General features: G+C 41.2%; 12 protein-coding genes. 10 read left to right on the top strand and 2 right to left on the bottom strand.

Translation table 11 applies throughout. From position 1 onward, the window contains the following. Positions 1-348: 348 nt before the first annotated feature. Both F824_RS0124270 and F824_RS0124260 read right to left on the bottom strand, forming a co-directional pair. Positions 349-3,189 carry a S9 family peptidase gene (locus F824_RS0124270; RefSeq protein ID WP_033405690.1) on the bottom strand — a complete coding sequence of 947 codons (2,841 nt, stop codon included), beginning with the start codon at positions 3,187-3,189 and terminating at the stop codon, positions 349-351. A 164-nt stretch (positions 3,190-3,353) separates the two neighbouring features. Then, on the bottom strand, positions 3,354-5,276 hold the full coding sequence (locus F824_RS0124260) for a M14 family metallopeptidase (protein ID WP_019600541.1): 1,923 nt from the start codon (positions 5,274-5,276) through the stop codon (positions 3,354-3,356). A 548-nt stretch (positions 5,277-5,824) separates the two neighbouring features. On the opposite strand from F824_RS0124260, the gene F824_RS0124250 reads away from it, so the two are divergent. The 10 genes from F824_RS0124250 to F824_RS0124205 all read left to right on the top strand — a co-directional run bounded on the left by F824_RS0124250 (position 5,825) and on the right by F824_RS0124205 (position 14,681). Beyond that, positions 5,825-6,301 carry an Lrp/AsnC ligand binding domain-containing protein gene (locus F824_RS0124250; RefSeq protein ID WP_019600539.1) on the top strand — a complete coding sequence of 159 codons (477 nt, stop codon included), beginning with the start codon at positions 5,825-5,827 and terminating at the stop codon, positions 6,299-6,301. 248 nt (positions 6,302-6,549) lie between these two features. Next, positions 6,550-7,995, top strand: coding sequence for a Fe-S cluster assembly protein SufB (sufB, locus tag F824_RS0124245; protein ID WP_019600538.1), 1,446 nt, complete (start codon positions 6,550-6,552; stop codon positions 7,993-7,995). Between the two features lie 93 nt (positions 7,996-8,088). Next, positions 8,089-8,850, top strand: coding sequence for a Fe-S cluster assembly ATPase SufC (gene sufC / locus F824_RS0124240; protein ID WP_019600537.1), 762 nt, complete (start codon positions 8,089-8,091; stop codon positions 8,848-8,850). 33 nt (positions 8,851-8,883) lie between these two features. Further along, complete coding sequence (sufD, locus tag F824_RS0124235) at positions 8,884-10,161, top strand: Fe-S cluster assembly protein SufD (protein ID WP_019600536.1); 1,278 nt, start codon at positions 8,884-8,886, stop codon at positions 10,159-10,161. Between the two features lie 10 nt (positions 10,162-10,171). Then, positions 10,172-11,395 carry a cysteine desulfurase gene (locus F824_RS0124230; protein ID WP_019600535.1) on the top strand — a complete coding sequence of 408 codons (1,224 nt, stop codon included), beginning with the start codon at positions 10,172-10,174 and terminating at the stop codon, positions 11,393-11,395. Next, the gene (locus tag F824_RS0124225) at positions 11,392-11,823 is read left to right on the top strand and encodes a SufE family protein (protein WP_019600534.1); all 432 of its coding nucleotides are present in this window, start codon (positions 11,392-11,394) and stop codon (positions 11,821-11,823) included. The genes F824_RS0124230 and F824_RS0124225 overlap by 4 nt, the downstream gene beginning before the upstream one ends. Positions 11,824-11,830: 7 nt before the next feature. Then, entirely contained in the window at positions 11,831-12,172 is a 342-nt protein-coding gene (locus F824_RS0124220) for a DUF59 domain-containing protein (protein WP_019600533.1), read from the top strand. Between the two features lie 17 nt (positions 12,173-12,189). Next, a complete protein-coding gene (locus F824_RS0124215) occupies positions 12,190-12,609 on the top strand; it encodes a BrxA/BrxB family bacilliredoxin (protein ID WP_019600532.1) in 420 nt (139 codons plus the stop codon). Positions 12,610-12,911: 302 nt separating this feature from the next. Beyond that, a complete protein-coding gene (locus tag F824_RS0124210; RefSeq protein WP_019600531.1) occupies positions 12,912-14,198 on the top strand; it encodes a citrate synthase in 1,287 nt (428 codons plus the stop codon). Positions 14,199-14,420: 222 nt separating this feature from the next. Further along, on the top strand, positions 14,421-14,681 hold the full coding sequence (locus F824_RS0124205) for an acyl-CoA-binding protein (RefSeq protein ID WP_019600530.1): 261 nt from the start codon (positions 14,421-14,423) through the stop codon (positions 14,679-14,681). The last annotated feature ends 125 nt before the right edge of the window (positions 14,682-14,806 follow it).

Raw genomic sequence — 14,806 nt, 5'->3', positions numbered from 1 at the left:
TGGATCTTGCCCCACCGCAACAAAATGGCTTTTAGAGCCTACATCAATTCCAGCGGCAAAAGGATTGACAACAGCCATACTTTCAAACTTTTTCTGCTTCATCTTATTTTTGGTTTTGATTAAAAGCAGCAAGAGAAATGTATATTTGATTTGATTATTCCATACGGGATCCATAACAAAACATGGTCACCAATTAACGTTTCAAAAACCCTGACCTTAAAGATTGGGGTTGAACATTTCTACCAGAATTCGGGAAGGGATAAAATCACCATTCGATGCATAGGCTTTCATGCTGCAACCAAAAGTTAGCGCATTAACGTTACTTTTCCAATGTCTTAGAATTCGGGTTTAATCAATACTTTCCCCCAATTCATATTTCAAGGTTCTTCCTTTTTCAACAGCCGGCAATCCCTGGGTCATCCAAAGTGGTGCTGGGGCTCCTTTTAAATAATGGTCAAAAAACTGTGACAGCCTGATGGATAAATCTTTCCTGTTTTTTCTTTCCTTCAGATTATGGTCCTCACCATTGTACTGAAGTAACCAAGCGGGTTGGTTCAGTCTTTTCAAGGCCATGAACATCTCAATTCCCTGATACCACGGCACGGAGCCATCCGCATCGTTGTGCATGATCAAGACGGGGGTTTTGACCCTGTCCATAAAGAACAGCGGTGAATTCTCGATGTAATAAAGCGGCTTGTCCCAAAGTGTTCCTCCAATCCTGGATTGGGTCTGCTCATATTGGAACATTCGGCTCATGCCTGTTCCCCATCGGATTCCCCCGTAAGCGGAAGTCATGTTGACCACCGGCGCTCCTGCTCCTGCAGCCTTGAACATATTGGTTTTGGTGATGAGGTAAGCCACTTGATAGCCACCCCAACTCTGACCTTGAATCGCCATATTCTCGGTGTCCACATATCCTTTGGCTACGATGGCTTGCACGCCTGGAATGATACAGTTGTAGGCACTCGGCCCCGGCAAACCCAGATCGTATTTGATGTCCGGTACAAAAACCAGATAATCGTTACTGACAAAATAAGGGATATTGATCGTCGAAGCGCTCGGTGCTGGAGAACGGTAATTGTGCAATCCATCCGAATTCCGCTCGTAGAAATAGACCATCAACGGATATTTTTTGTTTGGATCAAAATTCTCCGGCTTGAACAACAAACCCTGAAGCGGAACACCATCATTGGCCAGGAAATTGACCAATTCCACATTTCCCCAATTCACAGAACTCTGCTGTGGATTGGTCGTCGACAGTTGGCTGAAATCGGAAAGATTCATCCCGGTGGCAAAGATTTCCGGAGATTCCAAATAGGTGGATCTTCGAACAATCAGCTTTTCCGCCTCCTCAGCTTTGGTCAATCCAAAATACCGATGATCGGTTAAAAGTAGCTTTTCCGGAGATTTTTTCCCTGTAAAATCACCCTTGAAAAACCCGCTTCTCTTGTCTTCCTCATGAAAAGCCGACAAGATCAAAGGCTCCTTCGGGTCGATACCTTCCTCCTCTCTGTCTAAAACTTGTCTCCTGAATACAATTTTTTGATTTCTTCCCTCCCCTTTAGTCATGTTCAAAGGAGCTTCCTTGCCCGAAGGATCAAGTTTCCAGATATCGAATCGGTCATAAACCAGGAAGGCTTTGTCATCGGCCATCCAACCTGCATTGCCATAGCTTCCCGGCAAGGAAGGTGAATCATGGAGTTCGTCGTGAAAATCGACAGCCAAGGATTTTGTCTGATTGCTGAAGGTTTTCGCAGCAATGTCATAGACCACCCATGAACTATCCATATTGTCATACCAATAGGCATATTTTGCTCCTGGGGAAAGTTGTGCATTCCCGGAGACTTCCTTTTTGATCAAGGATTTATTTCCGGTCTCCAGATCTACGAGATACAAATCCCTTCCGATCTGAATATCCCAACTGAAGTTTCTCCGATAGGGACTATCATTTGTCGCCAAAGCGATTTTGTGTTTTGCCTTCCTGTCCAGATAGATCTGATAGATATTTTCATCACCGATTTGAATAATCTTTTTATCCTTGATGCGGTATGCGGCAAGGTAGGACCTGTCTTTTTCCCTGTTTTTATTGACCAATTGCATGGGCTGGATTTCTGCATCCTGCCATCCCCAAATATCCAAACTGACCCTTTCCTCGTCCAAAAGCATGGTGTCCTCTTCATAGGCAAATTCTTGGTAACCGGGACTGGCGCCAAAATAAAGCCTGTTTTCATCTTCGGAAAAATAAAGTCTTCCTGTTTTGCTGACCATTCCGTTTGGCAATAATCCAGAAGTCTTTTTGTCCGCAATTTTTGCAAGATCCCCTTTGGCAATGTCAAAAAGGTAAAGATCATAGTAGGGTTTTTTTGACTTCAGGGAATCTTCTGTGGTTAAAAAAGTCAAGAACTTGTTTGTTTTGGAAAATGCTGGCGTGAAATAATCCGTCTTGTTGAGATCAATGATCTTCGAAATACCCGATTTCAGATCCAACAAGAAAATGCCTGCATTCTTCAAAGTGTCTTCGGTTGCTTTTACGTAATAAAGAAAATCCCCATTTTCGGAAAACCCGTAATTCTTGACCGTTTCATACTCATAAGTCTTTTCACCATCTAGACTCCTGACCAGAAGCTTGGATCCATCGGTTTTCTTGGGGTTTACTTTTGTTGCGGATTCCATAGCAGTAGTATCACCCTCTGCCCTCTTCTCTGCTTTTACCGGCAATTCTTTTTCAAAATGAACAGCGAGCCAATTGCCTTCTTTATCAGGCAAAGCAAAGGATTTCACCCTAGCCAATTTTTCTGTTTTGCCGGATACAAGATCCAGCACAAACAAACTGTCTTTGGGCATATCGTCGGCTTTGGTTTTCTTGAGTTTCAAAAGTTTCACAGAATCTTTTTGAGCGGCAATCTTACCCACCACAAAGCGATTGTCATTGGAAATCGACCATCTGTTGGCTCTTGGAATGTTGTATTTGGTGAGGGGATTGCTGTGGGAAACAATTTCCAAACGCCCATCGCCTTCCTGCGGATTGATTTCATATCCAACCCATTGGCCGTTTTTGGAAATTTTATCGGATGACAAGGTCTCCCAACCATCATAATCCTCATGGGTCAAAGCTCTTTTTTGCTGGGCCTTGACCTCCAGCAAAGAAAATATCAGTAGTAATGTCAATAGGGTTTTTATCCTGATCATGTCAAAATGCATTTGTTTGTTGCAATTAATAAAAGATGAATTTGTGAAGCATAAGCTTTTATACCAATGGGGCAATTTGTTTTTAAAAAGGCTCAAAAACAAAAAGTCCAAGGTAAGACCCTGGACTTTTTGTTTGGTTAAATAATCGTTCTATTGACTTAAATTCAATTCCCGAGTATGATTTCTCTTTCAACGTATCCCCCGCGGGTGGAAAGCAGCTTTAATTTTGCTTTTACAGGTTCTTTTTGATTGATTTTCACGGTAAACGAAGCTGTTTTGGTCTCTCCTGGATCGGTATATCCTGTATAAATCGTTTTTTCATACAGCTCTGGACTGGTGATCTGGACTTTTGCATTTTCAAAACCTTTGGTAAGCTCCTTGTCAAATTCCAACATCAGCCGGTCTTCCTGTACGATTTTCACCCTTTTGGCTTGTTCAAGTGCGACGGGTAGTTTACCTGAATTTGTCCAAGTGACATCTATTTGATACATTCCATTGCTGCCCTTTTTGACATCAACTTTTTCAAGCTCGATTTGCGGCAGTTCCTTAGCCATGGCCAAATTGAACAGGGATTGTTTTTTGATCCAACCTTCCAACTGCCAAGGCGGACCGTTTTGCGAGAAGAATTTGGGGTGGAAACCACCGATTTCGACTTCTCCCAATTGAGGATGGTCAAATTTTTCCCATTTCTTGAATCCATTGGATTTGTTTTCTTCATCATCCCAACGCAAGGCATCATAATCATCATAAACGCCATCTCCGTCATAATCCTTCATGGCACCGTTGTTCCAGAGTTCATCGCCGTACCAAATCGATCCATAATAAAAATATCCGAAGTCAGGCCCATGCCCAAACAAAGGGCTTGGCTTCAAAGGATCACCCGTGACCCGATTCACCTTATACCTTGTGCTGTAAGTTTCATACACGTCACCTGCCCAAGGATATCCAGTAATGGTAATACCCAAGCTGTCCAATCTTTCGTAAATCGCCAAATCCTTTGGAAACATACTTTCAGCTCCGGAGGAGGTGGAAGGTGGCCTTAAATGCATGGGAACCCTTGTATCCAGCGAGTTCACCACCGATATATTGGGATGGGATAGAAGAAACAAAACCGTCGAACGGGTTTCTATCTCGCTCAAGGGAAATTCTCCCGCTCCACCTTGTGTATACCCACGCCCAGTAAGGTCTCCATTTCGATCGGGTCTCCAGTTTTCCGGATAATTTCTGTGCAGATCCAATCCACCTATACCGTCTTCGTTGTATTTTCCATCACCATCATTATCGATCCCTTCGGTGAAAAGCAACCAGTCTCCTTTTCCGTCCAACACCCTTTTCATCAATCTTCCAGATGGATCCCTAGGATCGAGGATATAATTGGCTTCTTCTTTCTCTTTTTCGGTGACAGCCTTTTTTCTCATGTTGTGAATGACAGCATCTCCATTCAAATCTTCCTCCGGATCCTCATCCAAAAGCCCATCACCATCCTCATCATGGGGCCGAACGGTACTTCTGTTTCGTTGTTCGGTATTGAGATACATCGTGGAACCATCAGGGTTGTTTTGTGGTCTTAGATAAATGGTCTTGGAATCGATCAATTTTGTGATTTCAGGATCCTTCCCATAATTTTCGAGCAGGTGCTTAGCCAGCCAAAGGACAGATTCGCTGCTGGTGACTTCGCCCCCATGCCGACCTCCTTCGAAATAGGCGGCTGGTTTATCTGTATCCTTTCCTGTTTTTTTGTTCGTTATCGTCATTTGGAGGATCGGTCTACCCTCATAGGATTTGTCCACTTCATAAAGTGCCGTGATATCGGGGAATTGTTCCGCCCATTTGATAAACCAATGGTACATGACATCCGGACTGTGGTAAATATCAAAAGTCAATTGGTCTTTTGGCACATATTCCACTTCAGGGAATTTGTGTTTTTTAAAAAATGATTGGCCATGCCGTTCTCCTGCGACGGTATAGAAGGTTGATTGCTCATTGTTCTCAGGCCAAATTTTCATTGGCGAAAGGCCGTAATCCTGTCCACTTGCTCCCATTACGGAAAAAACCGAGAGGGTAAATACGGATAAATATTTCTTCATTACATTAAGAGGTTGGTTGCAATAAAAATAGGGTTATTTCGAAAACCTTCCTAACCGCTCAAAAAAATCCCTAAGAAATACGGATAAAGAAAGCATGAAATGGATTTGTATCAAAATTTGATTGACCCAGAATACAGATGGCAATTGGGTGAAAATCGCCACAGCGGCATATTTGGGTGTCTCAGCACCCAATTGGTTATAAAAACAATACTCAAAAAATACGCTGGCTCCTCTTTCTTAAACCTTTAGAAACAAAAAAGTCTTGCTAAAAGCAAGACCCTTTTCAGAATATAAACCCAAATATAACTTTAGAGATTAAAAGTTTTGAATTTTTAAATGACTGATTTTAGAATGGAATCCTATTTTTTCAATCAATTATTTGACAACTCTTTACAATCACCAAATAAAATTAACTATTAATTCTACGGCACCAAAGTAAATGCATTTTTCTCTAAATTACAAATTGAAAAAAATATTTTGCATTATTTTAAGTATTTCATAATTTGACGTCACATTCATTAACAACCCCCTAATTTAACCCCGAAAAAATGGACAAAATTTTAGATATTGACAATGTCGATCTCAAGATAATTTCACTACTAAATGATGATGCAAAAACACCTTATACCGAAATCGCCAAAAAGGTTTTCGTTTCATCCGGCACAGTCCATGTCAGAATGCGAAAACTTGAAGAAATGGGCATCGTCAAAAGTGCAACTTTGAACATTGATTTCTCAAAGTTGGGTTATGACATTTCTGCTTTTTTAGGAATTTATCTGGAAAAAAGCTCCCTTTATGACAATGTCATCGAAAACCTCAAACAGATTTCTGAAGTCATCAATGCATATTATACCACCGGCAACTACAGTATTTTTGCAAAAATCATCTGCAAGGACACCAATCATCTGCGTACTGTTTTGGATAATATTCAGAAAGTGGATGGGATAGACCGGACAGAAACCTTGATTGTCCTTGAAGAGAGTATCAATCGCCCAATCCAATTCTTTGAAAAAGATTTGAAGTAATAAATTTTACTTTAGATTAAATCTAAATAAAGAATTTTTATAAGTATTTAAATATTAATTTACACGAATCCGTTAGCGTTAAGATTTTTGAGGCTAACGGATTTTTTTTGATTTATTCAACTGATCGCGTCCAATCAAGGATATTTTTGCTTGGAAAAGGTTTTTTCCGACAGTACTGAACAATATAATTTGGATTAATGTTGTATCTTCGCACTACAAACTGTAATTAGTCTAAATAACTCAACCACATGAGCAAAGACAATCAAATACTGGAGGATTTAACTTCAAAGGAATACGAACACGGCTGGTCGGTAAATCTTGAAGTTGACGAAGCCCCAACTGGTTTAACAGAAGATACCATCCGATGGATTTCTGCAAAAAAAGAAGAACCCCAATGGCTCTTAGACTGGAGGCTTAAGGCATATAAAATTTGGCTGGCAATGGACGAACCCAAATGGGCCAATGTCCACTATCCAAAAATAGATTTACAATCCCTGAAATTCTATTCTGCTCCAAAGCAGTCAAACAAACCAAAAAGTCTCGACGAAATAGATCCTGAATTGCTTCAGATCTACGAAAGACTGGGTATTTCTTTAAACGAACAAAAAAAATTGCAAGGCATTGCCGTGGATGTGGTCTTGGACTCTGTTTCCGTAGGAACCACTTTCAAGGATACCCTTTCCAAATTGGGCGTGATCTTTTGCTCTTTCAGTGAGGCTGTTAAAGAACATCCGGAACTCGTCAAAAAATATTTGGGTTCGGTGGTTCCGATGACGGACAACTATTATGCAGCGCTAAACTCCGCTGTATTTTCCGACGGTTCATTTTGTTATATTCCAAAAGGCACCAGATGCCCAATGGAACTTTCCACCTATTTCAGGATCAATGCAGCCAACACCGGCCAATTTGAGAGAACCTTGATCATCGCCGAAGACAATTCATATGTATCCTATTTGGAAGGATGCACGGCTCCCCAAAGAGACGAAAACCAACTTCATGCCGCTGTGGTGGAAATTTATGCCGCCAAACATGCCGAGGTGAAGTATTCAACCGTTCAAAACTGGTATCCAGGAAATAAAGAAGGCGTTGGAGGAATTTATAATTTCGTGACCAAAAGAGGGATTTGTGCAGGTGATTATTCCAAAATCTCTTGGACACAAGTGGAAACTGGTTCTGCTGTGACATGGAAATATCCTTCTTGTATCCTGAAAGGGGATTACTCAATCGGTGAATTCTATTCCGTAGCCGTCACCAACAACTACCAGCAAGCCGATACGGGTACCAAAATGATTCACATCGGGAAAAACACAAAATCCAGAATCGTTTCCAAAGGCATCTCCGCGGGACACTCACAGAATTCCTATAGAGGTCAGGTTCAAGTAATGAAGCGTGCAACAAACGCGAGAAACTTTTCCCAATGTGACTCCCTTTTAATGGGAAATAGATGTGGGGCCCATACCTTTCCATACATCGATATCCAAAATCCGAGTGCAAAAGTGGAGCATGAAGCGACCACTTCCAAAATCGGTGAAGATCAACTCTTCTATTGCAACCAAAGAGGCATCGCCACTGAAGATGCGGTAGCATTGATCGTGAATGGCTACGCCAAAGAGGTCTTGAACCAATTGCCAATGGAATTTGCTGTGGAAGCCCAAAAGCTTCTAGCCCTAACCTTGGAAGGTAGTGTAGGTTAAAAACCTTTCCCGAAGGAGAAATCCTCGACTATTCATTTAACTAGATTTTCCCGAATTCATGCGGGGTGTTAATTTCAAATCAAAATCAATAAAATGCTTTCTATAAAAAATTTGCATGCCTCTATTGAAGGTACTCCCATCTTAAGGGGTATTAACCTAGAAGTAAAACCAGGCGAAGTCCATGCAATCATGGGACCAAACGGATCCGGTAAATCCACTCTTGCTTCTGTTTTGGCAGGAAGGGAAGAATACGAAGTCACCGAAGGTGAAGTCATCTTCATGGGTAAAAATCTTTTGGAGTTGAGCCCGGAAGACCGCGCCAGAGAAGGTGTTTTCCTTGCTTTTCAATACCCAGTAGAAATACCAGGAGTGAGCTCCACCAACTTTCTCAGAACTGCTGTCAACCAGGTCCGAGAGTACAGGGGTTTGGAAGCACTGGATGCCGTGAAATTCCTTTCCATCATGAAGGAAAAAATGAAATTGGTGGAAATCGACCAAAAACTACTGAGCAGATCCCTGAATGAAGGTTTTTCCGGTGGGGAGAAAAAAAGAAACGAAATATTTCAAATGGCCATGCTGGAGCCATCCCTTTCCATTTTGGATGAAACGGATTCAGGATTGGACATTGATGCCTTGAGAATAGTTTCGAATGGCGTCAACCAACTCAGGTCACCGGAAAAAGCGACCATTGTCGTCACCCATTATCAGAGATTGCTGGACTATATCGTCCCTGACTTCGTTCACGTCCTTTATAATGGAAGGATCGTAAAATCTGGAACAAAGGAATTGGCGATGGAGTTGGAAGAAAAAGGATATGACTGGATCAAGGAAGAAGCAGATTCCACTGCGGTTTAAACAATCCTTTTTTCACCCATCTAATCAATAACCATGACTGTTATCAAAAGTAACAAATCCACAGATCTCTTTTTGGATCATGTGGTTTCACATACAGATTTCTCAGCATTGAGAGCAAAAGGCCTTGAATTCTTGAAGGAGAAAGGTCTTCCTGCACTCAAAGAAGAGGAATACAAATTCACAGCCATCAGCAAAAAGCTGGAGCAAAGCATCTCGCGTTTTTCCACTGCCGAGAATATCCCACTTACCCAAGAACAGATTAAACCCCACATTTTTGAGGGATTTAATGGAGATCTGGTTGTTTTCAACAATGGGGTTTTTGACCCGTCCGTTTCTTCCGTATCCAAAAAAGGCTATACATTTGAAACACTTTCTGAAAACCAGCCAGAACTTTTGGGCAAAATCGCAAAAACCGAAAAGGATCCTTTTGTGGCCTTGAACAATGTTTTCTTCGAAGATGGTATCTATATAAAGGTAGGGAAAAACCAAAAAATTGAACAGCCCATACTTTTTCTTTATTTCAACCAAGCAAATAAAGGAGAGGTTATCACACCTAGGCTTTTGATTGAAATCGAAGACGGTGCCGAAGTGAAGTTTTTGGAAAATACCATTTCCCTCGATGAGGAATCCTATTTTTCAAATCCTGTGACTGAAATCAAAGTGGGACAAAATGCCCATGTGCATTACTGCAGATTTCAGAATGAAAACAGGAAATCAATTTCCGTCAATAACTTTGAGGTGGACATCCATAAAGACGCCACATTCACGTCAGTCGTCATTTCGATGGCTGGAGACCTGGTTCGAAATAATCTCAGCCTAAATCTTTTGGACACTGGTTGCGAGGGGAATATGTACGGATTGTACCTTCTCAATGGCAAAACCCATGTAGATAACCACACCAATGTGGACCACACAAAACCCCATTGCCAATCCAATGAACTCTACAAAGGTGTTTTGGCAGACAGTTCCCGAGGCATTTTCAACGGGAAAATATTTGTCCGTCAGGACGCACAAAAAACAAATGCCTTTCAACAGAACAACAACATCCTTCTTTCCGAAGATGCTATTGTGAATACCAAGCCACAGCTGGAAATCTGGGCAGATGATGTAAAATGCTCTCACGGTTGTACCACTGGCCAGCTTGATGAGGAAGCTTTGTTTTACCTCCAAGCCAGAGGCATTGGGAAAGAAAATGCAAAAGGACTGCTTTTATTTGCCTTTGCAGGAGAAGTTCTCGAGTACATTGCTGTAGACTCATTCAAGGATTATTGCCTTCATCTTGTACAAGAAAGATTGGGGAGTAATTTTTAAAACCACAAACATGTCGATAAATATTGAAAATATCAGAGCACTTTTCCCTGTACTTCATCAAGAAGTAAACGGAAAACCTTTGGTCTATCTGGACAATGCTGCTACCACACAAAAGCCCATCAGTGTGATAGAAGCTTTGACGGAATATTATTACAAAGACAACTCCAATATCCATCGCGGCGCACACACTTTGGCAGACAGGGCTACGGGGTATTTCGAAAATACCAGGGCTTTGGTCAGGGATTTCATCCATGCGAAAGAAGCGGCTGAAGTCATTTTCACCAAAGGGACCACCGAAAGCATCAATTTGGTTGCATCCACTTTTGGGAGAAAATTTATCGAAAAAGGGGATGAAATCATCATTTCAACGCTGGAACACCACGCCAATATCGTGCCTTGGCAGATGCTTTGCGATGAAAAAGGTGCGCTCTTGAAAATAATCCCCATCAAAGACAATGGGGAAATACTGATGGAGGAATACGAGAAATTGCTCAGCAACAAAACAAAGCTGGTCAGTATCGTTCATGCTTCAAATACTTTGGGCACCATCAATCCAGTCAAAGAAATTATTGCGAAAGCACACGCTGTCGGTGCGAAGGTACTCCTGGATGGCGCACAATCTACGAGTCATCTGGAAATCGACGTGCAAGACCTCGATTGCGACTTCTTGGCTTTTTCTGCCCACAAACTTTATGGACCAACAGGTCTGGGAATATTGTATGGAAAAAGGGAATTGCTGGAAAGCATGCCTCCTTACCAAGGTGGTGGAGAAATGATCAAGGAAGTCAGTTTTGAGAAGACAATTTATAATGTTTTGCCTTTCAAATTCGAAGCAGGCACGCCCAATATTGCGGACGTGATTGCTTTCCAAAAAGCATTGGAATTCATTTCTGGTTTGGGCAAAAAAAATATTCTTGCCCATGAGACCAGGTTACTGGAATACGCCACCGAAAAATTGGCGGAGATCAAAGGGTTTGTCCCGGTAGGGACCGCAAAAGAAAAAGTCAGTGTGATTTCCTTCAATATCAAGGACATGCATCCTTTTGATGTCGGGATGATGTTGGATGCAAATGGCATTGCAGTCAGAACCGGAACCCACTGTACCCAACCTTTGATAAAACGTTTGGGGATCGAGGGAACTGTTAGAGCCTCCTTCGCTGTTTACAATACCGAATCTGAAATTGACAAGCTTGTAGAAAGTGTAGCTAAAATAGCGAAAATCAAAAACAAATGAAAAGCATCCAGGAAGCCCAAAACGAAATCATAGAAGAATTCAGCATACTTGGAGAGGATCGCGAATCCACGATATTTTATATCATGGAATTGGGCGCACAACTTCCTGATTTTCCAGAGGAAGAAAAAACAGAAGAGAATATCATCAAAGGCTGCCAATCCAAAGTTTGGTTAACCACCAAGGTAGATGCCAACAAGGTTGTTTTTCTGGCCGATTCCAATACCGATATTACCAAAGGTTTGATCAGTCTATTGATCAGGGTCCTTTCGGGAAGGAAGCCAGAAGAAATCCTTAATGCAGATTTGAACTTCATCCAGAAAATTGGAATGGGGAATATCATTGGCACCCAGCGGTCCAACGGACTTGCGGCCATGATCAAACAAATGAAAATGTATGCACTGGCTTATACAGCCAAATTGAACGCTTGATAAGAATATGTCTGACTCTACAAATAATTTGCAGGAAATACCTACACAAGAACTCAAGGAAAAAGTGATCAATGCCATCAAATTGGTCTATGATCCAGAGATTCCTGTGGATGTTTACGAACTTGGTTTGATTTATGAAATCAGCGTTTATCCTGTCAACAATGTGTTTGTTATGATGACCTTGACATCTCCAAATTGTCCTTCCGCGGAATTCATTCCTTCTGAAGTAAAAAGTAAAATCGAACAGATTGAAGGCATCAATCATGTAGAGCTCGAATTGACCTTCGACCCCCCCTATTCCCAAGACATGATGTCTGAAGCTGCCAAATTAGAATTAGGTTTCCTTTAAAATAAATCACTATATATATGTATCCAGAGCAATTAATCGCACCGATGCGTGCGGAACTTTCCGATATCGGTTTCCAAGAATTCAAGACTGCAGAAAGCATAGAAAGTCACCTTACCGACCATGAAGGCACGACCTTTATCGTGGTGAATTCTGTTTGTGGCTGCGCTGCAGGTGCCGCTAGACCGGGGGTCAAAATGGCCCTTGAAAATAGCAGCATAAAGCCAACCGTTTTGGCAACTGTATTTGCAGGAAACGATGTAGATGCGGTGGAAAAATTCAGGGAATTGGTACTGCCTTATCCCCCATCCTCTCCAGCCATGGCTTTATTCAAAAACGGAGAATTGGTTCACTTTATTGAGAGACACCATATCGAAGGTAGAAATGCCCAAATGATCGGTGCTCATTTAGTTGAAGTTTTTGAAGAATTTTGTAAATAAAATTGCCCTTCGGGGCTTTTTTTATTTCCATTCCGAATATGGAGTGAAAGGGTAAGAAATATCCATTTGCAGTGAAATTTATGTATTATTATTAAATCAAATTCATTTTTGTATTATTTTACAATCAATTTATTGTAACAAAAAATATTCTGAATTGTTGATTTGCTGTATAAAATCACCATTCCTCTTTTTGCCATTGATAATATTAATCCTTTAAATAATAGGTGTTTTTACTATCTTAAGGGCATTAATTGCAGTTTCCCAAATTGAATCGAAAACCAAAATAAATAAACATAAGACTTATGTCCGAATTTGCTAAGTTATCGTACGGAGGTAAAGAATTTGAATTGCCTGTAGTAGAGGGCACTGAAAATGAAAAAGCCATCAATATCGCCAAATTGCGCGCTGATACAGGCTTAATCACTCTTGATCCGGGATACAAAAACACAGGAGCCACTAAAAGTGCCATTACCTTTTTGGATGGAGAACTCGGTATTTTAAGGTATAGAGGATACAGAATCGAGGACCTTGCTGAAAAATCCACATTCCTTGAAGTGGCTTATTTGCTGATTTATGGTGAATTGCCAACGCAATCCGAATACGAAAAATTCTCTAGAGAAATTACCACGCATACTTTGGTGCATGAGGACATCAAAAAAATATTGGACGGATTCCCCTCCAATGCACATCCAATGGGCGTTTTATCTTCCATGATTTGCTCCTTGACTGCTTTTTATCCAGATTCCTTGGATCCCAACAGATCCAAAGACGAAGTAGATCTCAGCATCATCAGGTTAATTGCAAAAATGCCGACATTCGCTGCTTGGGCCTACAAGAATGAAGTGGGTCATCCAGTCAACTATCCTGACAACAGTTTGGACTACTGCTCCAACTTCATGAAAATGATGTTTGCCCTTCCAGCGGAAAGGTATGATGTTGATCCAATTGTGGCGAGTGCCTTGGATAAATTGCTGATTCTTCACGCCGATCACGAACAAAATTGCTCTACTTCCACCGTGAGAATTGTCGGTTCTTCACAAGCAAGTTTGTATGCCTCCATATCCGCAGGTATCAATGCACTTTGGGGACCTTTGCACGGCGGAGCCAACCAATCCGTCATTGAGATGCTGGAAGCTATCAAGGCTGATGGTGGTGATTCCAAGAAATATTTGGCCAAAGCCAAAGACAAAGATGATCCATTCAGATTGATGGGATTTGGACACAGGGTTTACAAAAACTTTGATCCAAGAGCTAAAATCATCAAAAAAGCAGCGGATGATGTATTGGCCAAGTTGGGCGTTAAAGATCCAATTCTTGAAATCGCCAAGGAACTCGAACATGCCGCACTCAATGATCAATATTTCATTGATAGACAACTCTATCCAAATGTTGATTTCTACTCGGGAATCATCTACAGGGCTTTGGGTATTCCTACTGATATGTTTACCGTGATGTTTGCATTGGGAAGACTTCCAGGCTGGATTGCCCAGTGGAAAGAAATGAGAGAAAACAACGAACCTATCGGAAGACCACGTCAAGTTTACACTGGCGCAAACGAAAGGGATTATGTGACCATGAACAAAAGATAATCAAACCATCTTTTGATTTAAAAAAAACCACCGAATTGATCGGTGGTTTTTTTTTGTTTCCATACTGGAAGAAAAATTCACCATTCCGAAAACCAATCCCCCTCACTTCAACCCCATTTTGAAATCTGATACAGATTTCGGGTTTAATATCAATGATTAAGTAAGGATAAATTTGCTATTTCACCTATATTTGGAAACTTAAAACCTATAAATAGTTTACTTATGAGCGCAAATACCCTGGAAGAGGCAGTCGCATTGACCAAAAAATTTACCAGTAAGCCCAGCAACGAAGAATTATTAAAACTCTACGGATTGTACAAACAAGCGACCGAAGGAGACAACAACACTGAAAGGCCCGGCGGTTTTGATTTTGTCGCAGCGGCAAAATACAACAGCTGGTCTAATTTTTCAGGCAAATCCAAGAGTGAAGCTGCCGAAGAATACATTGCCCTTGTGAACAATATTGCGGCCAAATACAGTTGAAATAATCATGGCTGGAAAATTCAAAACCAGTCATGATTATTACTTTTTCTATCATTTCAACCCCAAAACCAAATTATCTTCAATAAAAAGGGTCATTTCTTGAGATATATTCTATTTTTCTAGAA

The organism is Rhodonellum psychrophilum GCM71 = DSM 17998, assembly GCF_000381545.1.
GTDB classification, from domain to species: Bacteria; Bacteroidota; Bacteroidia; order Cytophagales; family Cyclobacteriaceae; genus Rhodonellum; species Rhodonellum psychrophilum.
Note: the sequence above shows the minus strand (reverse complement) of the source record. Positions and strands in the feature narration are given on the sequence as shown.